Here is a 25,910-nt window from a genome sequence, read left to right as displayed (position 1 = left end):
GTTTATTTCATTAAAATAATTAAACTATGATTCAATCCAAAATAAAATTTCATTTGCTGTCACTATTATTGTTTTTAGTAGGAAGTGTATTTGGTCAATCCATTAAAAAAAATGATCAAAGAACTCCAGTTAATTATGTTTTGCATAAAATGGAAGCTCAGGCTTTTAAAATTGTTGCTAATGGTAAATCGGCTTCAATTTATGTTGATTCAAATGATTGGAAAGGTGTGATTCGTGCTGCAAAAGATTTGGGCGATGATACTCGAAAAGTAACTGGTATTGCCTCCCTAGTTTTTGAAAGCACTAAATCTGAAAAGAACGCCATTTTAATAGGAACCATAGGTAAAAGCCGCATTATTGATAAATTAATTGCGGCTAAGAAAATTGATGTTTCAAGTATAAAAGGTAAATGGGAATCATTTTTAATTCAAACAGTAGACGGTCAGTTAGTAGTAGCAGGAAGCGATAAGCGAGGCACTATTTACGGTATTTATGATATTTCAGAAAAGATTGGTGTATCACCTTGGTACTTTTGGGCTGATGTTCCGGTTAAAAAATCAAGCGAACTTTATGTAAAAGCGGGTAAGTATTTTCAGGATTCACCAAAAGTAAAATACCGAGGCATATTTATTAATGATGAAGAACCTTCGTTTGCTCAATGGGCGAGAGGAGCTTACGGCGGAATTAATTCTAAGATGTATGCTACCATGTTTGAATTGCTTTTGCGTTTAAAAGCCAATTATTTATGGCCGGCAATGTGGGGTAAATCATTTAATGAAGACGATCCACTTAATCCGTTAGTTGCCGATGAATATGGTATTGTAATGGGGACATCTCATCACGAGCCTATGATGCGTTCGCAAAAAGAATATACAGACAGAAAAAAGGAAATTGGTGAATGGAATTATGAAACCAATGAAAAAAATATTAGTCAATTTTTTTATGATGGAATAAACCGGAATAAAAATTTTGACAACCTGATTACGATTGGAATGCGGGGAGAAGGTGATGTTGCAATGGGAGAAGGAGATGATTTAAAAAATATACAAACCTTACAAAATGTAATTAAGAAACAAAGAGAAATTATTCAAAATGTATATAATGATGCTCCCGAAAATCACCCTCAGGTTTGGGCTATTTTTACCGAAGTACAGCGATACTATGACGCTGGTTTAACAGTTCCTGATGATGTAATTCTTCTATTTTGTGATAATAATTGGGGACATATACGTCGTACCTATCCAGAGAAAGAAAAAGTAAAAAATAGAATAGGTGGCGGTGGACTATATTATCATATTGATATGAATGGTGGCCCGTGGAATGATCGCTGGATTAATACAACAACGATTCCAAAATTACAGGAGCAGTTTAATTTAGCTTACCAATCAGGTCTTGATAAATTATGGATTGTGAATGTGGGAGATCTTAAACCTAAAGAACTTCCTATTGATTTTATTATGCATTTTGCCTGGAATCCAGATGCTATTCCTGCTGATAAAACACAGAAGTATATGATTGATTGGGCAAATAGGATGTTTGGAAATGAACATGCTGAAGAAATTGCAGATATCGTATCAAAATATACTAAATACAACCTTTGGAGAAAACCGGAAGCCCAGGTTCCAAATATTTTTAGTATTGTAAATAATCAGGAATCAGATAGAGTCTTAAAGCTATGGAAAGATGTTGTTGATAAAGCTGAAAAATTAAAATCAAAAATTCCTGTTGATGCACAAGATGCCTATTATCAATTGGTATTGTATCCGGTAAAAGCTTCGGCTGGTGTAGCTGAAATTTATCTTGCTGCAGATAAGAATATGCTTTATGCAAAACAAGGCAGAGTGAGTGCTAATGATTTTTACAAACGTGCCCAGGGTCTTTTCGAAGAAGACAAAAGATTAAGTGATTATTATAATAATTCCATGGCAAAAGGAAAATGGAAGAATATGATGAGTGATATCCATATAGGTTATAAGATGTGGTCAATGCCCAGAGCTAATCAGTTGCCTGAAATGAAAGAAATCACACCATTACCAGAACCAACTATAGGAGTGGCTATAGAAGGATCTGAATTATCTTGGCCTAATACTACCGATAAAGCAACTTTGCCATTATTTGATGGATTAGCTAAATCCAGCTATTATATTGATGTGTATAATCGGGGTCTTGGAAAGTTTGAATTTACTGCTAAAGCAAATAAAACTTGGATTAAATTGAGTCAATCAAAGGGAGTTGTTGAAAAAGAAACTCGTATTCAAGTGGATATTGATTGGAATGCTTTAACCAACGGAACTTCTGATGGTACTATTGAAATTAGTCAAGGAAACTCAATAGTTCCCATACAGCTTAGTGCTATAAAAGCTGCTCAACCAAAAATTGAGGAACCTTATTTTGGAAGCTTAACAGGAGAGTTCTCTATACCTTCAAATAGCTACAATACAAGTGTTCCGGGAAAATTTGCAAAATGGGTTACTTTGCCTGATTTAGGAAGATCAGATGCCAGTATGGGAATCAGTCCGGTAACAGCTCCAAGTGCAATTCCAGAATCAGCACCTCGGTTAGAATATAAAGTGCTTCTTTCAAAAAAAGGAAAAGCTACTGTTTGTTTAGGGATACTTCCAACTCAGGATATAAATCCAGCCAGAGGATTGAGAATTGCTGTGGCTTTAGACAATCAAACTCCGGTAATTATCGATGCCCGAAAAGGCTTAGTAGATACTTTTGGAGAATACACACCCAGTAATTTAGCACATTCAAAAGTGTTAAAGCCGCTTCCTCCTTTAAATAAGGATATTTATTTAAATGGAAATGCTAAACAACGTCGAAGTGAAGTCTTTGATAATTTAAGATGGTTAGATACAGAGCTACAAATTGATGAGCCAGGAATTCATACATTAAAAGTTTACATGATTGATCCGGAAGTAGTTCTGGAGAAAATTGTTGTGAATCCTGATAATGCACATTCAAGCTATTTTGGACCGATTCCGATGCAACATAATGTGAAATAATTTTATAAAATTAATGTAATTAAAACGATGAATAAAAATTCAATTTTATTATTATTTGCTTTAGTTTATTGTGGTTGTATTGCACAACAAACAAAAAAAAGTGATAGTACACCATATACAAATCCTATGATGTGGGCTGATGTGCCCGACATGTCTATTACACGATCAGGAAGTGATTTTTATTTGATTAGTACTACTATGCACCTTATGCCCGGAGCTCCGGTTATGACGTCTAAGGATTTGGTACATTGGGAAATAGGTAGTTATGTGTTTAATCGTCTTACTGATAATTCTAAATATGATTTGCTGAATGGTACCGTTTACGGACGCGGACAATGGGCATCATCTATTCGTTATCATAAAGGAAAATATTATGTTCTTTTTTCACCTAATGATGAACCATTCAAGTCCTATATCTATGTAACAGATAATCCTAAAACAGGAAATTGGAAATTGGTTACAAGAACAAAACATTTCCACGATGCTTCATTGTTTTTTGACGACGATGACCGCGCTTTTGTTTTTACTGGAACAAAGATAATTGAGTTGAATAAAGATCTTTCGGATGTAAAACAAGGAGGAATTAATCAGGATATTTTTCAGAAAGATGCTGACGAAACAGGGCTTTTAGAAGGAAATCAGGTTGTTAAGTATAACGGAAAATATTATTTGCTTATGATTTCCTGGCCAAGGGGTAAACCTCGCCGACAAGTTTGTTATAGAGCCGATAATATTACCGGACCATATGAAAAAAAGGTAATTCTGGAGGATAATTTTGCTGGTTTTCCTTATGCAGGACAAGGCTGTATTATTGATGATGAAAAGGGTAATTGGCATGATTTAATTTTTCAGGATCGTGGAGCTGTTGGCCGTGTACCATTATTAATGCCTGTACGTTGGGAAGAAGGCTGGCCAATGTTAGGAGATAAAAATGGGAAAGTACCATTGACTGCCGAAGTTCCTCTAAAGCCGTTTGATTCTGGAAAACGTATTGTAGAAAGTGATGATTTTTCTAAGAAACAATTAAAAATTAATTGGCAATGGAATCATAATCCTATTGATAATGCCTGGTCATTAACAGATAGAAAAGGTTTCCTTAGATTGAAAACTGATAGAATTGTTACCAATTTATATGCTGCACCTAATACAATTACACAGCGCATGGAAGGACCGAAATGCAGTGGAATAGTAGCAATGGATATTTCTAAAATGATAGATGGAGATGTGGCTGGATTTAGTGTATTTAATGGACATTCAGGACTTTTATCTGTGACTATGCAAGGAAATAAAAAGTACCTGACCATGTCAACGAATATTGTTGATTTAGATAATAAAACCAAAGCAATACTTAATGTTGTGGTAGATGAAAAAGCACGTGTTGAGTTGTCTAAGAATCGGGTTTATTTGCGTATTGATGGAGATTTTAACTTGAATAAAGATTTGGCAAAATTCTATTATAGTTTTGATAATAAAAATTGGACAGCAATAGGAACAGAGTTCAAAATGATTTTTGACTACAGAAAACTCTTTATGGGAACCAAGTTTGCCATTTTCAATTATGCTACAAAGACTGCTGGGGGCTATGTTGATGTTGATTTTTTCAAATACGAGAAGAATACAAAGTAGAGTTTTCAATTTTAAAAAGTTAAAGATGGGAAAAAGATATTTTAAATACTTATTGCTTTTTAATCTCTTCATTTTTGTTGTAGGATGTAAATCTAATCAGTCATTAAAAGAGACTAAAAAATCAAATACTTCAAATTGGGTTGGTACTTGGGCTACGGCTCAAATGTTAGTAGAGCCTAATAATATGCCTCCAGCTCCGGGGCTTACTGATAATACACTCAGACAAATAATTAGGGTTTCAATTGGTGGAAAACGTATGCGATTACGTTTTTCGAATATATTTAGTGACCAGGCTACGGTTTTGAAGTCTGTAAGTGTTGCAAATGTTGTGGAAGGAGCCGTTATTGACGGAAAATCTCAAAAAGCACTTAGCTTCAATGGAAATGCAGGTATAACAATGAATCCGCAGCAGGAAGTATTTTCAGATGCCTTTGATTTTGCTTTACGGCCTGGGCAGCTTTTGGCCATTACGATTAATTATGGAGCAACTTCGCAAAAAACATCAGGACATCCGGGCTCTCGAACTACTTCTTATATTTTGCAGGGAGATCAGCTCAATAATGTAGATTTTGCTGGAGCGGTAAAAACAGATCATTGGTATTCTATTATGGGGGTAGATGTAATTGCTCCTAAAAAATCGGCTGCAATAGTATGTTTAGGAAATTCAATTACCGACGGGCGTGGATCGGGAACGAATAAACAAAACAGATGGACAGACATTTTATCAGCTCGTTTATTAGAAAATAAGGCTACGGAAAATATTGGAGTTTTGAATTTAGGAATTGGAGGAAACTGTGTGGTTCGTGGTGGATTAGGCCCTACAGCTTTAGATCGATTTGATAGAGATGTACTTTCTCAAGAAGGTGTAAAATGGCTCGTTTTACTCGAAGGCATAAATGATATTGGCGGAATTAGAAAAGCCGAAGATGCACCAGTTAGGGCTCAAGAACTTATTGCTGCTTACAAAGTGATGATCGACAAAGCACATGGCAAGGGGATTAAAGTGTATGGCTGTACTATTTTGCCGTTTGAAAAATCCTTTTATGATGCACCGTACCGACAAGAAGCAAGAGATATTGTAAATGTCTGGATTCGAAATAAAACCAGTGGTTTTGATGCTGTAATTGATTTTGATAAAGCAATGGTTTCCGAGCCTGGTTCTAAGACTATTTTATCCAATATGCACGATAATGATTTTTTACACCCCAATCAATTAGGTTATAAAAGAATGGGTGATGTTATTGATTTAGAATTGTTTAAACAATAATAGTATTAGTTTTTTACTATCGATAAATTAGAATTTTGAAATAACAAACAATAGAAAAAGATGAAAAAAGAAATTAAAAATTATGTTTTAGTATTGGTCCTAATATTAGTGGTGCAACATTCCTATTCACAGGATAAAAATTTCCAAATTTATTTGAGTTTTGGACAATCCAATATGGAAGGAAATGCTAAAATTGAACCTCAGGACACTGTTGAAGTTGATGGCCGTTTTCAGGTTTTGGAAGCAGTAAATTGTCCGGAATTAGGTCGTGAAATGGGTAAATGGTACACAGCTGTACCACCATTATGCAGATGCAAAACAGGTTTGACACTAACAGATTATTTTGGCAGAACTATGGTTGAAAGTCTTCCTAAAAATGTAAAAGTTGGAATTATTAATGTAGCTGTTGGTGGTTGTAAAATAGAGCTTTTTGATAAGGATAAATATGAATCTTATGTTGCTACAGCACCTGACTGGATGAAAGGTATGATAAAAGAGTATGATGGGAATCCTTATGGGAGATTAGTTGAAATGGCAAAAATTGCTCAAAAAAGCGGAGTGATAAAAGGAATTTTGTTACATCAGGGAGAGTCAAACACAGGGGATACACTTTGGACAAAAAAGGTCAAAATTGTTTATGATAATTTGATGAAAGACTTGAATTTGGATCCTAAAAAAGTACCATTGCTTTCGGGTGAAACGGTACATGAAGAGCAAAACGGTAAATGTGCGAGTATGAATAAAATTATCGCCACTCTTCCGGAAACTATTCCTAATTCCTACGTGATTTCATCTCGTGGGTGTACTGTTGCTAAAGATAATTTGCATTTTGATGCCGCAGGTTATAGAGAATTAGGAAGACGATATGCCGATAAGATGTTGACTTTGTTAAAATAGTAGTAAGAAAAACAGCAGTACAAAGAGATTGAAATACTATTTATAACCAACCGAAATAAACCGATTATTTGAATGAAAAACTACAACTATTTATATCCACACGTTCATAAAATAGGCTTGTTTTTAATGACAATTTTATTCTCTTCTATGTTTTTTGCTCAAACTAAAAAATCAACTAGAGCATTTGAAAATATTAAATACAGAAATATTTTTTTAGAAGCAGGATATAAAAAAGAAGCGATCGATAAGAAACTTTCAAAAGCTTATTATGATATTTTTGAAGGGCCTAATCGTGTTTATTTTACTGTTGGTGATACGATGGCTTATGTTTCTGATGTGAAAAATAAGGACGCAAGAACCGAAGGAATGTCTTATGGAATGATGGTTGCGGTCCAGTTGGATAAAAAAGATGTTTTTGACCGGATTTGGAGGTTTTCAAAAGCCTATCTTCAGCATCAAAGCGGACTAAGAGAAAGCTATTTTGCCTGGAGTTTCAATCCTGTTACAATGAAACAAAATTCTCCGGGTTCAGCATCTGATGGAGAATTGTATTATATAACCAGTCTTTTATTTGCTTCTAATAAATGGGGAAATGATACAGGAATCAATTATTATAAGGAAGCCCGACGCATATTAGATGCTATGTGGAAAAAAGATGGGACGGGAAATATTTACAATCTTATCAATACCGAACACAAACAAATAACTTTTGTCCCTGAGGGAAATAGTTACAATTGGACAGATCCATCCTATCATTTACCTGCTTTTTATGAAGTTTGGTCTGAATATGCAAAAGACGGTCATGAAGAATTTTATAAAGCCTGTGCAGATACTTCAAGAGTGTTTTTTAAAAGAGCAACGCATCCAATGACGGGACTAAATTCTGACTACACCGAATTCAGTGGTGCACCTCATCCTACACGTTGGATGCCAGCAGGATTTCGTTATGATTCCTGGCGGGTTCCTATGAATATAGCTATGGATTATGCTTGGTTTAGAAAAGATAAGAAGTGGCAAAAAGAGTATGCAGTAAAATTTCAAAAATTTCTAAGATCAAAAGGAATGGATACTTATGAGGATCAATTCAATCTTGACGGTTCAACACCGGAATTTATTTTACAAGCAGGTCCAGTGAAAAAACTAAGACATTCTATTGGGTTAGTTTCCACTGCGGCAACAACAGCATTAATAAATGATGAAAAAGGAAGTCTGGATTTTGTACATGCAGTTTGGAATGCGAAGTTAGAACCTTATGAAGACGGTTATTTTGACCCTTATTATGATGGTTTGATGTATCTTTTTAGTTTGATGCACTTAAGCGGAAACTATAAAATAATCACACCACAAGTGCATTAAATTTTATTACAAGGAAATAAAAGAAAAGAAAAATAGTATTACTCCAATTTAAAAAAAGAACCAAAATTATGAAACAGTATAACTTTTTGATTGTGTTATCGATGACTTTAATTAGCTCATTAATTAGTGCACAAAATGAACCAGTAAAAATAATTGAAGATTTCAAAGCTTCAACAGTAAATCAACCGGGACAAGAATACCCGCAAGTTAATTCTCAAGGCTATGCACGATTTCAAATTAAGGCACCTGATGCTAAATCAGTTGTTGTAAGTTTAGGATTGGGAGGAGCAAAAGGAGGAACTGAACTTTCTAAAGCAGAAAATGGCGTATGGACAGGAACAACTGCTGGTCCTATGGACGAAGGATTTCATTATTATCATGTAACGATTGACGGAGGTGTTTTTAACGATCCCGGAGCATTGAATTTTTATGGTTCTACCCGTTGGGAAAGCGGGATAGAAATTCCAGCTCATGATCAGGATTTTTATGCGTTGAAAAATGTTCCTCATGGCAATGTTCAGCAAATTCTTTTTCCATCAAATAGCACTAATACTTCACGCCGTGCTTATGTTTATACACCACCATCTTATGCTAAAGAACAATCAAAACGTTTTCCGGTTTTGTATTTGCAACACGGTTGGGGAGAAGATGAAACCGCCTGGAGCAATCAGGGACGTGTGAATTTAATTATGGATAATTTGATTGTCGAAGGAAAAATTAAACCATTTATCATTGTTATGACTTACGGAATGACTAATGAAGTAAAATGGGGAGGTATGGCAAGTTTTAAAATAGAACCTTTTCAAACCGTTCTTGTCGATGAATTAATTCCTTATGTAGATGCTAATTTCCGTACACTGGCTAATCAAGAAAATCGTGCTATGGCAGGACTTTCAATGGGAGGTATGGAAACAAAAACGATAACACTAAATAAACCGGATGTTTTTTCTCATTATGCGCTTTTAAGCGGAGGAACTTATAAACCAGAGGATATTAAAGACAAATCAAAGGTTAAACTTGTCTTTTTAAGCTGTGGAAGTAAAGAGCGTCCTGATGGGGTGAAAAATGCAGTAATTGGTCTGAAAGAAGCAGGATTTAATGCCGTTTCATATGTTTCAGAAGGAACAGGACACGAATTTCAAACATGGAGACGTAGTTTCAAGGAATTAGCACCACTTTTGTTTTTGAATAAGAAATAATTCTTTTTAGTAAATCAAATAAAGTATTTTAAAATGAAAGTAAATTCTATTATTGTTTTTGTTATTACGATAATTTCTAATACTTCTTTCTCTCAATCAGTATCTTCTAATGTTGTTGAAGATTTTGTTCCTTCGTCAGTAAATCAACAAGGGAAATTGTATCCTCAAGTTAATTCTGAAAGACGGGTGAGAGCCAGTATTCTTGCTCCTCAGGCAAATAAAGTTCAGTTGGATCTTGGCGGAACTAAATATGATATGGTAAAAGATGACAAAGGCATCTGGACTGGAGTCTCTAATCCTCAGGATGAAGGCTTTCATTATTATCAACTCAATATTGACGGAGCATCAGTCCCTGATCCCGGAACAGTATATTTTTACGGTGCTGGAAGATTAGGAAGTGCAATCGAAATTCCGGCATCAGACAGAGACTTTTATGCTATGAAAGACGTTCCTCATGGTTTAGTAAGTGAAAATATTTATTTCTCTAAATTAACCAATTCGTTTAGACGTTGTTTTGTTTATACTCCTGCAAATTATAATACCGATACAAAAACACGTTTTCCTGTACTTTATTTACAACACGGTAGTTTTGAGGATGAAACTGGCTGGGCTGTCCAAGGAAAAGCAAATCTAATTCTCGACAATCTGATTACTTCCAAAAAAGCAAAACCTATGATTGTGGTAATGGATAATGGTTACGCTTACAAACCTCAAACGAATGGAGCACGCCAAGAATCAGTTTTCGAAGAAGTGGTAATCAATGAAATTATTCCAATGATTGATGCCAAGTTTCGCACTATCGCTAATCGAGAAAACAGAGCTATTGCCGGACTTTCTATGGGCGCTAATCAGACTATGAGAATCATGATGAATAATCTGGATACCTTTTCCCATTATGGAGGATTTAGCGGAACTTCAAACTATCCGAGTGCTGATGCCATTGACGTGAACACTTTTTTAGATGGAAAATTTAAAGATGCGAATGCACTCAATAAGAAAATAAAGCTTTTTTGGCTTGGATTAGGAACAAAAGAGCCTAGTCCATTTCCGGGATCAGTGGGGGCATTCAGAACAATGTTAGAAAAGCAAGGAATTAAATATGGCTATTATGAATCTCCTGAAACAGCTCATGAATGGCTAAGCTGGAGGAGATGTCTGAATCAATTTGCAGCTAAATTATTCCAATAAAAAAAACGAATTATCAATCAACCTAAACATAAAAAAATGAAAAAAATTATTGTTACAGCAACAATGCTTTTTATGTGTAATCTAATTGTTGTTGCACAAAAAATCGAAAAAGAAGGACCAAAGGGGTTTGATCAGGAAAGAGCAGCCATTGCTCATGGTACAATAGATACCATCGCTTATGATTCAAAAACAGTGGGTACGACAAGAAAAGCTTTGGTTTATAAAACTCCTGGATTTTCAAAAGATAAAAAATATCCGGTTTTATATTTACTGCATGGGATTGGTGGAGATGAAAAAGAATGGTTAAAAGGAGGAACACCGCAAATAATATTGGATAACTTATTTGCCGAAGGAAAAATCAAGCCGATGATTGTGGTATTGCCAAACGGTCGTGCTATTAAAGATGACCGAGCAACTGGAAATATTATGGCTCCAGACAAAGTTCAGGGCTTTGCCACTTTTGAAAGAGACTTGTTGGATGATTTAATTCCGTTTATCGAAAAAACATATCCAACCTTTACAGATAGAGAAAATCGCGCCATTGCAGGACTTTCTATGGGTGGCGGACAATCATTGAATTTTGGTTTAGGAAATTTAGACAAATTTGCCTGGGTTGGAGGTTTCTCTTCGGCACCAAATACTAAAATGCCGGAAGTCTTAGTGCCTAATCCGGAAGAAACCAAGAAAAAATTAAAATTACTTTGGATTTCCTGTGGTGACAAAGATGGTTTAATTACTTACGGTAAGCGTTTACACGATTATTTATTGGAAAAAAACGTTCCGCACGTATATTATTTAGAGCCAGGAGGCCATGATTTTAAAGTTTGGAAAAATGGTTTGTATATGTTCTCTCAATTTTTGTTTAAACCAGTTGATGTAGCTTCTTTGAGCCAATATACAGTATTGGATACAGCTTCTGTTACTAAGTAAAAATAATCAGATATTGGATTAACAACGGTCTAAAAAAAAAACAATTATGAGTAAATTTTTAGAATTGCATAACATCAATATTGGCTTAACAGTAGGAGTGTTTTTCTTTTTGAATTTTGCTACAGTAAAAGCTCAAGGTTCGATAAGTCAAACCCAACAGGAATTATTAGGTGTTCCCGCTCAAACGAATATCCGCAATGCGAAGTATCCGCAAATATTACAAGACAATCGGGTTGTTTTTAAAATTAAAGCACCAGAAGCAGCAAAAGTCCAAATCGATTTAGGTAAAAGATACGATATGACAAAAGGGGAAGATGGAACTTGGACAGTAACCACTGATGTTATCAATAAAGGATTCAATTATTATTCTTTGGTAATTGATGGCGTAGCAGTTGCTGATCCGGCAAGCGAAACATTTTACGGAATGGGACGTATGGCCAGTGGTATTGAAATTCCAAATAAGGAAGGAGATTTTTATGCTTTAAACAATGTACCACATGGCGACATCAGAATCAAACACTATTTTTCAAAAGCAACTAATTCCTGGCGTGAAATGTATGTTTATACTCCACCGGGCTATGAAAAAGCTACCGAAAAATATCCTGTTTTATATCTATTACACGGAGGTGGAGAAGATCAGAGAGGATGGGCTACTCAAGGAAAGGCTAATTTGATTTTAGATAATTTAATAGCAGAAAACAAAGTTAAACCTATGGTCATAGCAATGCTGGATGGCAATTTACCAAATGCAGGTGGAATAGCAGGTTTTAATGAAAATGCACTAAAGGCTTTCGAAAATGAGTTAAAAATGGGAGTAATTCCGTTTGTAGAAAGTAATTTTAGAGTGGCAACTGACGCTAAAAACAGAGCTTTAGCAGGTTTATCGATGGGAGGATTGCAAACACTATACGCAGGAATTAAAAATTCGGATATGTTTTCTGGTATTGGTGTGCTTAGTTCAGGTTGGTGGGCCAATAATCCTGACTTATCAGAGCCACAGTATGAGTTCATGAAAAAGAATGTTGGAAAAATTAATTCGAATTTGAAAGAATTTTGGATTTCAATGGGAGGAAAAGAGGATATTGCTTTTGAAAATTGTAAAATCATGATGGGCAAATTCGACCAAATGGGAATTAAATACCGATACAGTGAATATCCTGGAGGACATAGCTGGCCGGTTTGGAGACACGATTTGTTTGCTTTTGCACCATTATTGTTTCAGTAGTGAAACAAGAATAAGTAGCTAAAAAATAGTAATGCTTTTAACACCATTTTAATATGAATAAAAGAGAGAAATCAAGACGTGAATTTATAAAGCAAGCAATGTTAGCTTCAGCAACAGTTGCAATAGCTCCGTCATTATTTGCAAGTTCTGTTTCAAAAGTTGAAAAAGAAAAGGTAAAGTTAGCCTTAATAGGTATTGGCAATCGAGGAGGGCAAATTGCTAAGGATTTGTATGCTACCGGTTTGTGTGAAATTGTAGCCCTTTGTGATGTCGATATGGGAGCTAAACATACACAAGAAATTATGGCAATGTTTCCAAAAGCAAAACAATTTAAAGATTTTCGGGAAATGTTTGATAAAGCAGCCAATGATATCGAAGCTGTTTCGGTAGGTACACCTGATCATTCCCATTTTCCTATTTGCATGTTGGCGCTGTCTTTAGGAAAACATATTTATGTTGAAAAACCAATGGCATGTACATTCTATGAAATTGAACTGATGATGCAGGCAGCCAGAAAGCATCCTAATTTAGTAACTCAAGTGGGTAATCAGGGACATTCTGAGGCAAACTATTTTCAGTTTAAAGCATGGAAAGAAGCCGGGATTATTAAAAATGTGACTGAAGTAGTAGCTCACATGAATTCGCCACGAAGATGGCATGGTTGGGATCCCAATATATATAAACTTCCAGAAGGACAGCCAATTCCCGAAGGAATGGATTGGAACACCTGGTTGATGGCCAGACCTTATCACGATTATAGTGATAAATACCATCAGGGTAACTGGCGTTGTTGGTACGATTTCGGAATGGGAGCATTAGGAGACTGGGGCGCTCATATTTTAGATACTGCTCATGAATTTCTTGATTTAGGTTTGCCTTATGAAGTAAATCCAATAAAACTTGAAGGTCATAATGATTATTTTTTTCCAATGTCTTCCACAATCCAATTTAAATTTCCTAAAAGAGGCAATATGCCACCAATGAATATTACATGGTATGATGGGGTAAATAATATGCCTCCTTTGCCATCTGGTTACGGTACTTCAGAATTGAATCCTAATATTCCAACAGTCGCGGGTGCAAAGTTGCAGGAGGCCAAATTAAATCCCGGAAAAATAATTTACAGTGATGATCTTATTTTTAAGGGAGGTACTCATGGAAGTACTTTAAGTATTATTCCAAGTGAGAAAGCCAAGGAAATCCAATCAAAATTACCGAATGTCCCTGTAAGTACTTCTAATCATTTTGCTAATTTCCTTTTGTCTTGTTTAGGAAAGGAAAAAACCAGATCACCGTTCGAAATTTTCGGACCATTAAGTCAGGTTTTTTCTTTAGGAGTAATTGCCCAAAGATTAAATACACCACTTAAGTTTGATAGAAATACCAAAACAATTACCAATAATCCGTTTGCTAATGCTTTATTAACAGATGTCCCTCCTCGTAAAGGATGGGAAGAGTTTTACAAACTATAAGGATTTAATAGAAATAATAACAGAAATCAAATCATGAAAAAAATATTATTATCAAGTATAATTTTACTTAGTACTTTTCTTTTACAGGCACAAAAAGACAATTCGAATACTTTAACCCCAAAAGAAGTGAGTGAAGGTTGGAAATTATTGTGGGATGGAAAAACTACTAATGGATGGAGAGGAGCACGAATGGATGCGTTTCCGGCAAAAGGGTGGAGTATAGTAAATGGGAGTTTAAAAGTGCATGCAACAGATGGAGGTGAATCCTCTAATGGAGGTGATATTGTTACAGTTAAGAAGTATAAAAATTTCATTTTGAAAGTTGATTTTAAAATAACAAAAGGAGCTAATAGTGGAATAAAATACTTTGTAGACTCTGATTTGAATAAAGGAGCGGGATCGGCAATTGGTTGTGAGTTTCAAATATTAGACGATGAAAATCATCCTGATGCAAAAAATGGTGTGAGAGGCAATCGTACCCTTGGATCATTATATGATTTAATTACTTCAAAGAGAGATAAAGATTTTAAGTTTAATAAAGACGATTTTAATACAGCAACAATTGTAGTAAAAAATGATAAAGTTGAGCATTGGTTAAATGGGGTTAAAATTGTGGAATATACCCGAAATAATCAAATGTGGAATGCTCTGGTAGCTTATAGTAAATACAAAGACTGGCCAAATTTTGGAAATGCAGCAGAGGGTAATATTTTATTGCAGGATCATGGAAATGAGGTGTTTTTTAAAAATATAAAAATTAAAGTTTTAAAATAGCAAAAAAAAAACTTCAATATCCTACTCAATACCATAAACCTGAATTATCAATCAATTCTGAATTATTTTGATAATCGAAGTACAAATGCTTCGGCTGAATCTTTATAATGCCAAAATAAAAGCTTTTAGAAGTCAATTAAGAGGAGTCAGAAAAATTGATTTTTTCCTATTTAGATTATCTAATCTTTTTGCTTAATCCCCAACTTTTGAACCTGATCCCCATTTTAATTCTCCATAGGTTGTTTTGATTGATCCATACAAAAAAGGTGCTAAATCAATTGATTTAGCACCTTTTTTGTAGTGACCATGGAGGGATTTGAACCCTCACGCCCTTGCGAGCACCACCCCCTCAAGATGGCGAGTCTACCGTTTCTCCACATGGCCTAAAAGTAAAAAAGGTTAAGTAAAAATTACTTAACCTTTTGTGACCCGACTGGGGCTCGAACCCAGGACCCCATCATTAAAAGTGATGTGCTCTACCAACTGAGCTATCGAGTCATTGCATCAGAGAACGTTTGTTTTTCAAGTGAGTCACTCATTTGTGACCCGACTGGGGCTCGAACCCAGGACCCCATCATTAAAAGTGATGTGCTCTACCAACTGAGCTATCGAGTCTTGCATCGTTCCCTGATTGCGGGTGCAAATATAAGGCGTTTTTTTTATTATTTCCAAGCTATTTTATTATAAATTTGTCTTTTTTTAATAATAAATTTTAACACTCTAATTTATAGGGTTTTATTCTATGAAGAAAATTGTACTGTTGGGTTATATGGGTTGCGGAAAGTCGACCATCGCCAAAGAATTGTCCAAAAAACTGGAGATTCCGTTTATCGATTTGGATGAATTTATTGAGGAAAAGGTCAAAATGACTATCAAAACTATATTTGCCGAGAAAGGAGAAATCCATTTTAGGAAGTTGGAACACGAATGTTTTGTAGAATTACTGAATCTTCCTGAGGCCGTTATTATTGGATTAGGGGGAGGGACTCCTTGTTATGCTAATAATCATGAATTATTAAAGGGGGAAAATGTATTGTCTGTCTATCTGAAAGCATCTATAGATACACTTGTCGCCAGATTGTCATTAAATAAGAGCAATAGACCCCTTATTGCCGACAAAAATGATGTCGAGCTGAAAGAGTTTATTGCTACTCATTTATTTGAAAGAAGTTATTATTACAATCAGGCGCAACATATAGTTACTGTAGATAAGCAAACTATTAGTGAGACTGTAGAGGATATTCTGAAGATTTTAGCTTAACCAGGCGTAACTTTTGTCGTCCTGATCAAATTCTACCTGTACATGCTCTAATAATGAAGTAGAAAGAGAAATTCCTTTAAAATCGGCTTTTACAGGGTATTTTTTATGATTGCGGTCTACTAAGACCGCTGTCTTAAACTTTTTCAAAGGCACACCCAAAAAGTGTTTTACAGCATAAATTAAGGTTGTGCCTGAATTCAATACATCATCTATTAGGATTAAACCTTTATTAGCGTAGGCTTCGGCTGTAATAGAGGTTTGAATAGCCAGTTGAGGATTGTGTTTGTCTACTTGCACTTCACATAGGATTACTTTAAGGTCTGAAATGGATTTAAGTTCCTCAGCAATTTTTTCAGCAAATACATAACCGTTAGTTGCTATTCCAGCCAAAACCACTTCTTCTTCATCTATAAAAGTTTCATAAATTTGATAAGCAATTCTTTTTGTTTTGTGTTTGATTTCCTGATCAGTTAGAATGATATTTTTGCTCATTTTATTGTTATGTTTAAATTTTGGGTTGAAATTAGGATTTTCTTCGTTCTAATTATAAATCCTCTTCATCGTCTTCCTGATGGATTTCGTTTCCGTAATCATCAATATCCCTGCGGTCTTTTTTAGTTGGTCTGCCGGTTCCGGTTTTACGATAATGTTCTTTTGATAATTTTAATAGTTCTAAATGCTGGTATACTTCTGCAGGAGTATCATTTCTTCGATAAATATCGACTAATTTAGCACCTACACGGTTTTCAGGAATGTCTAATACGGTAATGGTTTGGGTAATCTGGTCTTTTCTAAAAGTGATTTTATCTGTAGGAAAAACTTCTTTAGACGGTTTTGCAACTACACCGTTTACAGTGATGTGATTTTTTTTACAAGCTTCTGTAACCATGTTTCGGGTCTTGTAATATCGGACACACCATAAATATTTATCGATTCGCATAAAAATTCTAAAATCAGAGTTAAATAGTTTACAAAAATAAATCAATATTGTATCTTGCGCACTTAAAATTCAGCTATAATGAACAAATTTAAGTATTATTTTATTGTAATAATTACAAGCCTCTTTTTATTTTCCTGCTCTAAAGATGATAATTCCTTTACTACAGAACCTTTAAAGGATTATGGAGAGCAATTTAAAACAGATAGTATTGCTATTAAAGAATATTTAGAAACGTATACCTTTGTAGAAACGAATGCCCCTGGTCAACCAGAAGATAAAGATGTGACATTTACAAAAATTACAGATGCTGTTAATCAAAGATCAGTTATGTCTTATCTAAACAGTAGTACTTTTCCAAAGTTGTTAAAAAAAGAAGTTAAGTTACATGATATTACCTATAGTCTTTATTATTTAGTTTTAAGAGAAGGAACAGGAGAGCAGCCTTGTAATGCAGATGGAGTTCTAGCAGCCTATAAAGGAGATTATTTATATCGTACAACAGCAACAGCAACAGTTCCTTCTGAACTTATAGCAACTCAGTTTGAAAAAGTAATATATCCTCAGGGATTTTTGTATTTATACCAACTTGTTACAGGTTGGAGTGAAGTTTTTCCTGAGTTTAAAACAGGAACTGCAACGTCTAAATCAGACGGAACTGTTGAGTATAATAATTTTGGAGCAGGGGTGATGTTTTTACCTTCAGGATTAGGATATTATAGTTCTGGTCAGGGTTCTATTCCAAGTTACTCACCATTAGTTTTTAGTTTCAAATTATATGCTGTTGACAGAACAGATTTAGATAATGATGGAATACCTTCTTATTTAGAAGATTTAGATGGAAATCGTTATATGTATACTTTAGCATCTGGAGTAACTAATCCTGATGATACTGATGGAGATGGAATTCCAAATTATTTAGATACAGATGATGATGGTGATGGTTATTCTACCAGATTTGAAATTACAGTAAATAAGGTTGTTACTCCATTTAATTTAATTCCTGATTGTAGTGGAAACACGACTAATGCAACAAGAATTAAAAAACATTTAGATAAAAATTGTCACTAAAATTAAGTGCTATTAAATACAAAAAATCCCGTCTTGGTATGAACAAGACGGGATTTTTTAATTATTAATTAGAGTAAAATTATTTTAATTTTTTGTAAGCCAATTTCTAAAATCATAAAATTCCTGAGGTGAAACTCCGTGACCGATAGGATATTCATTGTAGACTGATTGAATTCCTAAACCATTTAAAAAAGGCTTTGTTTTTCGTGCCCATTCTACGGGAATAACCTGATCTACAGTTCCGTGGGCTGCAAAAATTTTCAAATTTGAGAAATCATTGTTTTTGTAATTTTCTTCAAAAATAGGTTCGCTGATATAGCCGCTTAACGCAATTACTTTTTGTACTTTGTCAGGATGAGATAAGGCAATGGCATTGCTTAAGATGGCTCCCTGGCTGAAACCTAATAAGGTAACTTGTTTCTCGTCAATTGGGTAATTGGCAATTAATTCTTCGATAAATTGAGCAATTAAATCACGCGATAATTTTGCCTGTTCATGGTCTGAAAACTTATTTTCATTAGCATCAAAATTGATGGCATACCAGGCATAGCTTCCATATTGTAAATCATAAGGAGCACGTGCTGATATTACATAGTATTCTTCGGGTAATTCAGATGCAAAGGAGAATAGATCCGCTTCATTGCTTCCGTAACCATGTAATAACAGTAATAATGGATTCTTATCTGATTTTATTTTAGGTTCTCTGATGAGGTATTCTAAGGATAGATTCATGTTTTAGACTAAACATTTTTAAATATTTTTTGAAATTGTTCTCCTAAAATTGGAATAGCTTTCATTTGTCCTTGTAAAGCTCCTAAAAATCCGTATATCCAAAGGATGAAATAAAATAGATAAAAAGCAGATGAAATAGTCCAGCTGTCAAAATACCCAATAAAATACCCAATTAAAAAAAAGGATAAAAAGATACCCAATGCCTGACGAATATGGAATGAGGCGAAAGGGGCTTTTTTGTCATTATTCATAAAAAGAGCAATTACTGCTCCTATAATAGTGAAATAGCTAATGATGGCTATGTTTTTACTTTCTTTATCTGGATTCATATAATTTATTAGCTTAATATTAATTTTCCCTGATTTACAATTCCGTATGCTTTTCCTTTTAGTGGCATCCCTAAAAATGCTGAGTTTTTAGATTTTGATAAAATGGTGGCTTTTGTGAAAATGTTTGTGCTCTCCGGATTGAATAAGGTAATATTAGCAGTTGCGCCTTCTTTTATTGTTGATTTTTCAATACCAAAAACCGATTTTCCATTGGTTAATTTTTCAATTACTTTTTCTAAAGGCAATACGTTCATTAAAGCTCCAAAAGCAGATTCTAAACCAATAGTACCATTTTTTGCCAAATCAAATTCCATTTTTTTGTGTTCAATGTCTATTGGATTATGGTCACTCGTAATAACATCAATAGTATTATCCAGAACTCCGGCTAATAAAGCCTGACGGTCTTCTTCGGTTTTTAATGGCGGAGTTACTTTGTAACGGGTGTCAAAATTGTCTAGTTTTTCATCGGTCATCGTTAAATGATGTACACTTACGCTACAACTTACATTTAATCCTTTGGCTTTGGCTTCTTTGATTAAAGCTACTGATTTAGCAGTAGAAACCGTTGGAATATGCATTTTTCCTCCGGTATATTCCAATAGAAATAAATTGCGGGCTACTTGTAATTCTTCGGCAAGATTAGGAATTCCTTTCAATCCTAAACGAGTGGAAACGATACCTTCGTTTACTACACCATTTCCTTTGATTTTTTCTTCCTGAGCAAAAGCAATCACTACGCCGTCAAAATCCTGAGTGTATTGAAGAGCGATTTTTAGCAAATTGGCATTTTCTAAACTTCTGTTGTAATCACCAAAGGCAATTGCTCCGGCTTGTTTCATGTCATACAATTCAGCCATGTCTTTTCCTTCTGCATTTTTGGTCAAAGCACCAATAGGAAAAAGTTCGGTGGCTTGACCGAATGCTTTACTTTTTACAAAATTAATATGCGATTGATTGTCAATTATAGGGAAGGAGTTAGGTTGTAAAGCTATGCCTGTGAAACCACTTTTTGCAGCAACCAAAAGTCCGTTTGTAATAGTTTCACGGTCTTCAAAACCTGGTTCGCCAAGAGAAACGCTACTGTCAAACCAGCCTTGTGAAACGTGAAGATTATCCAGTTTTAGTTCTTCGGCATTGTTAGCATTAGGTAAATTAGCCCCAATTTTTTCAATTAAACCATCTGCTATTAAAATATCTACCGTTTGATTGTGAAAAGAACTTTGAGGGTCGATAATTTTTGCGCTTCGGATAATTAGTTTCATATATGAATAATGTTTTATTTCAGGAATTTTATAATTGCCATTTCGCATAATAGAAAGAGCAGTGCAAAGATAACAAACCATTTCCAAAGTTGATTATCCATTCGCTCGCTTTGTAGGCTATGAAAAATACTTTCAATAGAATTGGCAGTTTGATAATCGGAAAGCAAATTGTTATCCAACGGATTGAGATTACTTTCACTTCGGTTGTAATTAAAACTGATGTTTTCAACCCATTGTTTTTGATTGTATATTTCAAAATTTCCGGCTTCTTGTGGCAAATCGTTAAAAGTCATTTTAACTTTTGAATTTCTAATTTGCTGAATAGGAATAAATTGTTCAGTAGCATTTTTAATTTCTAAAATTCCGTCTTTTGTAAGTGAAGCATTGACAATAAAGGGATTTTGGTTTCCAATTGTAAGCGCATTTACAGCATTGTTTTGATTGAATTGTGCCATTTTATAAAAAACAGGAACAATTAAAGGTGATTGTTGAAAGTTTGAGTTCTCAGTGTTTAGAGGAGCCGAAAATACATAAACAGCCGAAACCGGATTTAATACTGCCGTTAAAAAAGCAGTTTGGTTCTCATAAAGTAAAGCAGCCGGATTTGTATTTGAAATGCTAAAAGAAGCTTTGGTTGTCGGGTATTGAAAATTAGAAATTCTGTTTTCAAAAACTCCCGAAAACAGAGGATGATTGAAATTGATTTTGCTAATCAATTTGTTGTTCGTTTCATAGGATTTGAATTGGATGTTTCCAAAATTTCCTAAAAAAGAATTTAGTGCTGTAATGGAATTTTTTGGCGAAGGAATAAAAATAAGATTGCCGCCTTTTTGAACAAAATCTTTCAGAGTAATTTGCAATGCCTGAGGAATTTCGTCTAATTCGTTTAAAACAATGGCATCTTGTTTTTCAAGAGAATTATAGTCTAAGGAAGTTAATGCTGAATTACTGAAATTGAATTCATCATTTGTATAGATGCGTTGTAAAAAGTTACTTTTTTCGCTTTCGCCAATGCTGATTACATTTGTTTTTTTGGTGTTAGAAATACTAAAATAAAAAGTGTTGTCATAAGTTAAATTGTTGTCGGAAATGGAAATATAACCATGAAAAGCTTGTTTAGGAATGTTGAAATGCAATGATTTTTTTGGACTTTCCAAGTTGGTAACTGTTTTTGCAATCAGTTTATTCTGGTTGTAAATAGCTATAGGAAGCGATTTTATGTTTTCGCCATAACAGGACAAGTTGACGTTGATGTCATAGAAATCATCAGTTGTTTCATCAATAAAAACACTGTCTATTGACACATTATTAAGCTGTTCGGCTTTTGGAACTATAAAATAGCTAACATTATTTTTAGGAAGATTTTGGAGTTGTTTCGAATTCAATCCCAGCGCATCTGTAATGATGATAATATCTTTTTTATCATTAGTTGGATGTGCATTGAGTCGGGCTAAAATAGCATTCAAATCAAATGCAATGGCGCTGTATTTTAAATTTTGAAGTGTGTTTCTAATGGATTTAATATCTGTATTCCAATAGCTTTCGGTATTGGTAAGTAATGAAAACTTAGTGTTTTCAGGTGTTTCTTCGAGTAATTCCTGAACGGCTCTTTTCAATAATTCTCCCTTCTTTCCTTTGGCCTGCATACTAAAAGAATTATCCAGAATAATATACATTTCATTAGAGCGATTTTTTGCTTCTTTGGCATCAAAAAAAGGTTGTGCAAAAGCCATAATAACACAAAAAAGCAGCAATAAACGACTTGCAAGTAACAGCCATTTTTTAAGTTGGGAACTCTTTCTGGTTTGTATTGAAATGGATTTTAAAAACTGAACATTGGTGAAATATTCTTTTTTAAACTTTCGAAACTGAAATAAATGAACCAAAACAGGTACAATCAATAAAAAGAGAAAGTATAAAATTTCAGGATGTTTGAATTGCATTCTTGTTTTGGGTTAATTTAGTACTCAAAAATACAAATTTGTACCTACTAACGATGTAGATAAGCATGTTTTTTCAATGTGAAATGGTATGATTTTAATATGTATTTTAGCAAAGCTCTAAAAACAAAAGAAATGAAAAAAAACATCCTCATTACATTACTATTATTATCCTGTATTTGCATTCAGGCACAAGAGAAAAAGTTTAACCTGATTATTGGAACTTATACAAAAAGTTGTGAAAGCAAAGGGATTTATGTCTATGATTTTAATGCTGAAACCGGGGATTTTCAATTTAAATCTTCAACTGAAAATGTAATCAACCCTAGTTTTGTAAGTGTTTCAAAAAACAACGATTTTATTTATTCGGTTAATGAAGACGGACCTAAAAGTACGGTGAGCGCTTTTAAATATGACACTTCAAATGCTAAAATTGAATTTGTAAATAAACAGGAAATACATAATCCCGGGCCTTGTTATATAATCAATGATGATAAAAATGTCATAACGGCTAATTATACAGGAGGAAGTGTGGCTGTTTTTGGGAAAAATAAAAACGGAAGTCTTACGGAATTAAAGCAGCTTATAAAGCATTCAGGAAAAGGAATTAATCCTGCCCGTCAGGAAAAATCGCATGTGCATTCGGTACAATTCTCTCCTGATCATCAGTTTGTTTTGGCAACCGATTTAGGAACTGATAAAATGTATTTGTATCAATATAACCCTAAAGTAGCAAAACCCTTGGAACTTAAAGACAGTATCAAGGTAAAAGCGGGGAGTGGTCCAAGACATTTTGCTTTTAGCAAAAACGGGCAACAACTGTATTTATTACAGGAATTAGACGGAACTTTATCTGTATTTAATTATAACAAAGGAAAATTAGTATTGGTTCAGGAAACTACTGTGCTTGCCCCTGATTTTAAGGGAACTTCTACAGCAGCTGATATCCATATTTCACCAGACCAACGTTTTCTGTATGCTACCAACAGAAAAGAAGCCAATACGATTAGTTGTTTTAAAATTTTGAAAGACGGTAAATTAGCATTGGCTTCCAGAACAAGCTCTTTGGGCGATGGTCCTCGTAATTTTGCGATTGACCCAACGGGTAATTTCTTGTTAGTGGGACATCAGTATACTAATAATGTGGTTGTTTTTAAACGTAATAAAGAAACAGGAGCATTGACTGATACCGGAAAAAGAATCGAATTGTGTGCTCCGGTTTGTTTGGTTTTTACAGAGAAGTAAAACAGTTACCTGATATTTCAAAATAAATCGAGGACATATGAAAACAATAAGCACTATTTTCCTATTGATTTTTAACCTTGTAAATATTCAACAATCAGAATTTGAGCTGAAAGAATTTTACAATGCAAAAGGAATATTAATCAACGATTACGAAAATTGGCCTTTCTTATTTGCAAATAATAAATTTTCAACGAAATATAGAGTAAATATTAGTGAAGCTATTGAAGCTGAAAAATATATTCAAACAAACTATTACATTTATAAACGAAATGAATTAAACCATTTTAAAAGCGATTATGATGTCAATAGTTTTAAAAACCCAATGAATGTCAAAAAGAAGTTTAAAAATTATAATCGCCAGTACTCTGGATTTAGAGATCAAAATAACGATACGATTATATATGTTGGAATGCTAAACTTTAAGAATAAAAAAAAGGCGAATGATTATTTTGGAGTTTGGAAAGAGAGTTTAATTTTAGGTAATGGTGACTGGTATTATTCAAACCAAGAATATTTTCTCTACAACTTATCAAAGCAGAAACTTGAGAATACTTTTTAAATAAATAAGGTAATCATCGTTTCAAGCTTTTGCGGAGTTTTTCGTTGCAGGAATTTTATAATTCACGAAATAAAGGTTGTCTTAGGCAGAGAGAATTCTGCTCACTTTAATCCGAAACTGTGTGAAGGTTCCTGCGATTTCAGACAGCAGAAAGGAGAAGGTAGATTTTAGTTTTTTTTAAATAAAAACAGATTTCAGATGAGAGGTTAATCCTTAATCTGAAATCTGTTTTTTGCTTTCTGCAAATTGAAGACTGCTTTCTAAATCCGCAGTTTATTTCTTCTTTTTCTTTTTAGCAGCTTGGTTTTTCAACATATTTCTATTTACCGAACCATGTGTTTTTTTCTTTGTTTTTGAAGGACCTCCAAGATTGACTTTTGTATTCTTTTTGGCTTTATCATGAAAAGCCGCTCCGCCTTCTATCTTAGGTTTTTTCATTAAAAACTTAACAGGCTGTCTGTCTTTTTCAGGACCAATTAACTTGTCAGAAATGGCAACTTCTTCAGGGAAATCTTCAATTTCTAATTCCAGATCCATTAGGACTTCGGCTTCTACTTTTGCTTCTTCTTCACGAGGTGATACAAAACTAATTGCAGTTCCCGTAGCATCGGCACGACCGGTACGTCCAATACGGTGCATGTATAACTCGGCAAACTCAGGCATTTCAAAATTGATAACGTGAGTAATATCAGAAATATCCAAACCTCTCGCCATAATATCGGTAGTAATCAATCCGCGTAAACTGCCTTCCTGAAAAGAAGCCATGGTGTTCAAACGGTAATTTTGCGATTTATTAGAATGAATTAAACCAAATTGCCCTTCAAAATCTTCCTCGATGCGTTCGTGAAGCATATCGGAAATCTTTTTGTTATTGACAAAAATCAGCACACGACTCATGTCTTCATTTGTAGCTAATAAATGTTTTAACAAATTGATTTTGGTATTGAAATTCGGAACGTTATAGGTAATCTGTTTGATTTTTTCCAATGGAGTTCCTGAAGCGGCCAGCGTTACTTCTTCCGGATAATCGAAATAATCGTTCAAAATAGCATCTACTTCATCGGTCATTGTTGCCGAGAATAATATGTTTTGACGTTTTCTTGGCATCATCGCAAATAAAGAGGTCAGCTGTGTGCGGAAACCTAAATTCAGCATTTCGTCAAATTCGTCTATGACCAGCTTTTGCATGTCTTCAAAACGAACAACGTTATCCAGTGCTAAATCCATTGTTCTTCCAGGAGTTCCCACAAGAATGTCGGAACCTTCATAAACCGTTTTTTTCTGTGTATTGATATTCACACCACCAAAAATTCCTATAGTTCGAATAGACATGAATTGCGTTAATTTTTCTATTTCTTCTACTACCTGAACTACAAGTTCACGTGTAGGAACTAAAATAACAATCTTAGGAGTATGTGTAGTACTGAATTTGTATTGTTTTAATAAAGGTAATAAGTAGGCAAAGGTTTTACCGGTTCCGGTTTGTGCAATTCCCATCATATCTCTTCCAGACATAATTACAGAGAAAGATTTCTCCTGAATAGGAGTAGGAGTTGTAAGTCCTATTTCATCAACTGCTTTTTGTAATGATTTAGGAAGATTGAATTGCTCGAAAGTAGCCATAAAACGTAT

General features: G+C 34.3%; 22 protein-coding genes and 3 tRNA genes. 15 read left to right on the top strand and 10 right to left on the bottom strand.

What is annotated here, in order from left to right:
• Window positions 1–26: 26 nt before the first annotated feature.
• The 11 genes from BLR17_RS12310 (at window position 27) to BLR17_RS12260 (ending at window position 14,942) form a co-directional block, all read left to right on the top strand.
• Complete coding sequence (locus BLR17_RS12310; RefSeq protein ID WP_066330104.1) at window positions 27–3,008, top strand: glycosyl hydrolase 115 family protein; 2,982 nt, start codon at window positions 27–29, stop codon at window positions 3,006–3,008.
• 27 nt (window positions 3,009–3,035) lie between these two features.
• Window positions 3,036–4,634 (top strand): glycoside hydrolase family 43 protein, encoded by a 1,599-nt coding sequence (locus BLR17_RS12305; protein ID WP_066330102.1) that lies wholly within the window; start codon window positions 3,036–3,038, stop codon window positions 4,632–4,634.
• A gap of 25 nt (window positions 4,635–4,659) precedes the next feature.
• Entirely contained in the window at window positions 4,660–5,901 is a 1,242-nt protein-coding gene (locus BLR17_RS12300) for an SGNH/GDSL hydrolase family protein (RefSeq protein ID WP_066330222.1), read from the top strand.
• Between the two features lie 60 nt (window positions 5,902–5,961).
• Complete coding sequence (locus BLR17_RS12295; protein WP_066330101.1) at window positions 5,962–6,798, top strand: sialate O-acetylesterase; 837 nt, start codon at window positions 5,962–5,964, stop codon at window positions 6,796–6,798.
• A 72-nt stretch (window positions 6,799–6,870) separates the two neighbouring features.
• The gene (locus tag BLR17_RS12290; protein WP_066330100.1) at window positions 6,871–8,154 is read left to right on the top strand and encodes a family 8 glycosyl hydrolase; all 1,284 of its coding nucleotides are present in this window, start codon (window positions 6,871–6,873) and stop codon (window positions 8,152–8,154) included.
• A 68-nt stretch (window positions 8,155–8,222) separates the two neighbouring features.
• On the top strand, window positions 8,223–9,353 hold the full coding sequence (locus BLR17_RS12285; RefSeq protein ID WP_066330098.1) for an alpha/beta hydrolase-fold protein: 1,131 nt from the start codon (window positions 8,223–8,225) through the stop codon (window positions 9,351–9,353).
• Window positions 9,354–9,386: 33 nt separating this feature from the next.
• Window positions 9,387–10,541: an alpha/beta hydrolase-fold protein gene (locus BLR17_RS12280; protein WP_066330097.1), complete on the top strand. Its 1,155-nt coding sequence runs from the start codon at window positions 9,387–9,389 to the stop codon at window positions 10,539–10,541.
• 36 nt (window positions 10,542–10,577) lie between these two features.
• Entirely contained in the window at window positions 10,578–11,471 is an 894-nt protein-coding gene (locus tag BLR17_RS12275; protein ID WP_083189602.1) for an alpha/beta hydrolase, read from the top strand.
• A gap of 46 nt (window positions 11,472–11,517) precedes the next feature.
• Window positions 11,518–12,696, top strand: a complete 1,179-nt coding sequence (locus tag BLR17_RS12270; RefSeq protein ID WP_083189599.1) for an alpha/beta hydrolase-fold protein — start codon at window positions 11,518–11,520, stop codon at window positions 12,694–12,696.
• 53 nt (window positions 12,697–12,749) lie between these two features.
• A complete protein-coding gene (locus BLR17_RS12265; protein WP_066330095.1) occupies window positions 12,750–14,168 on the top strand; it encodes a Gfo/Idh/MocA family oxidoreductase in 1,419 nt (472 codons plus the stop codon).
• A 33-nt stretch (window positions 14,169–14,201) separates the two neighbouring features.
• A complete protein-coding gene (locus BLR17_RS12260) occupies window positions 14,202–14,942 on the top strand; it encodes a 3-keto-disaccharide hydrolase (protein ID WP_066330094.1) in 741 nt (246 codons plus the stop codon).
• 301 nt (window positions 14,943–15,243) lie between these two features.
• Here the strand turns inward: BLR17_RS12260 and BLR17_RS12250 are convergent.
• The 3 genes from BLR17_RS12250 to BLR17_RS12240 form a co-directional block, all read right to left on the bottom strand.
• Window positions 15,244–15,326: transfer RNA gene (locus tag BLR17_RS12250), tRNA-Leu, on the bottom strand.
• Window positions 15,327–15,367: 41 nt separating this feature from the next.
• A tRNA-Lys gene (locus BLR17_RS12245) sits at window positions 15,368–15,440 on the bottom strand.
• Window positions 15,441–15,484: 44 nt separating this feature from the next.
• Window positions 15,485–15,557, bottom strand: a tRNA-Lys gene (locus tag BLR17_RS12240).
• A gap of 127 nt (window positions 15,558–15,684) precedes the next feature.
• Between BLR17_RS12240 and BLR17_RS12235 the strand changes: the two genes are divergently transcribed.
• A complete protein-coding gene (locus tag BLR17_RS12235; protein ID WP_066330093.1) occupies window positions 15,685–16,203 on the top strand; it encodes a shikimate kinase in 519 nt (172 codons plus the stop codon).
• Here the strand turns inward: BLR17_RS12235 and BLR17_RS12230 are convergent.
• Window positions 16,195–16,695, bottom strand: a complete 501-nt coding sequence (locus BLR17_RS12230; protein ID WP_066330092.1) for a phosphoribosyltransferase family protein — start codon at window positions 16,693–16,695, stop codon at window positions 16,195–16,197. The two genes, BLR17_RS12235 and BLR17_RS12230, sit on opposite strands and share 9 nt — an antisense overlap.
• Window positions 16,696–16,747: 52 nt before the next feature.
• Window positions 16,748–17,143 carry an RNA-binding S4 domain-containing protein gene (locus tag BLR17_RS12225; protein WP_066330091.1) on the bottom strand — a complete coding sequence of 132 codons (396 nt, stop codon included), beginning with the start codon at window positions 17,141–17,143 and terminating at the stop codon, window positions 16,748–16,750.
• A gap of 78 nt (window positions 17,144–17,221) precedes the next feature.
• On the opposite strand from BLR17_RS12225, the gene BLR17_RS12220 reads away from it, so the two are divergent.
• Window positions 17,222–18,211 carry a BamM family beta-barrel-assembly machinery protein gene (locus tag BLR17_RS12220; protein ID WP_066330090.1) on the top strand — a complete coding sequence of 330 codons (990 nt, stop codon included), beginning with the start codon at window positions 17,222–17,224 and terminating at the stop codon, window positions 18,209–18,211.
• A gap of 84 nt (window positions 18,212–18,295) precedes the next feature.
• Here BLR17_RS12220 and BLR17_RS12215 read toward each other — a convergent pair whose 3' ends face one another.
• Genes BLR17_RS12215 through BLR17_RS12200 form a run of 4 tightly spaced genes read right to left on the bottom strand, consistent with a single transcriptional unit; the run spans window position 18,296 to window position 22,477 of the window.
• Window positions 18,296–18,943 carry an alpha/beta hydrolase gene (locus tag BLR17_RS12215; RefSeq protein ID WP_066330088.1) on the bottom strand — a complete coding sequence of 216 codons (648 nt, stop codon included), beginning with the start codon at window positions 18,941–18,943 and terminating at the stop codon, window positions 18,296–18,298.
• Window positions 18,944–18,951: 8 nt separating this feature from the next.
• Window positions 18,952–19,272 (bottom strand): DUF4870 domain-containing protein, encoded by a 321-nt coding sequence (locus BLR17_RS12210; RefSeq protein WP_066330086.1) that lies wholly within the window; start codon window positions 19,270–19,272, stop codon window positions 18,952–18,954.
• A gap of 8 nt (window positions 19,273–19,280) precedes the next feature.
• A complete protein-coding gene (locus tag BLR17_RS12205; RefSeq protein ID WP_066330084.1) occupies window positions 19,281–20,534 on the bottom strand; it encodes a dihydroorotase in 1,254 nt (417 codons plus the stop codon).
• Between the two features lie 14 nt (window positions 20,535–20,548).
• The gene (locus tag BLR17_RS12200; RefSeq protein WP_066330083.1) at window positions 20,549–22,477 is read right to left on the bottom strand and encodes a vWA domain-containing protein; all 1,929 of its coding nucleotides are present in this window, start codon (window positions 22,475–22,477) and stop codon (window positions 20,549–20,551) included.
• Window positions 22,478–22,609: 132 nt separating this feature from the next.
• Here BLR17_RS12200 and BLR17_RS12195 point away from each other — a divergent pair, with 132 nt between their 5' ends.
• Together BLR17_RS12195 and BLR17_RS12190 are read left to right on the top strand one after the other, a co-directional pair.
• Entirely contained in the window at window positions 22,610–23,719 is a 1,110-nt protein-coding gene (locus BLR17_RS12195; RefSeq protein WP_066330220.1) for a lactonase family protein, read from the top strand.
• 37 nt (window positions 23,720–23,756) lie between these two features.
• A complete protein-coding gene (locus BLR17_RS12190) occupies window positions 23,757–24,278 on the top strand; it encodes a hypothetical protein (RefSeq protein ID WP_066330082.1) in 522 nt (173 codons plus the stop codon).
• A gap of 273 nt (window positions 24,279–24,551) precedes the next feature.
• Here the strand turns inward: BLR17_RS12190 and BLR17_RS12185 are convergent, their stop codons facing one another.
• Window positions 24,552–25,901, bottom strand: a complete 1,350-nt coding sequence (locus BLR17_RS12185; RefSeq protein ID WP_066330081.1) for a DEAD/DEAH box helicase — start codon at window positions 25,899–25,901, stop codon at window positions 24,552–24,554.
• Window positions 25,902–25,910 lie beyond the last annotated feature (9 nt).

Source organism: Flavobacterium glycines (assembly GCF_900100165.1).
Taxonomy (GTDB): domain Bacteria; phylum Bacteroidota; class Bacteroidia; order Flavobacteriales; family Flavobacteriaceae; genus Flavobacterium; species Flavobacterium glycines.
The sequence above is the reverse complement of the archived record's forward strand: the minus strand, read 5'-3'. Positions and strand labels throughout refer to the sequence as shown.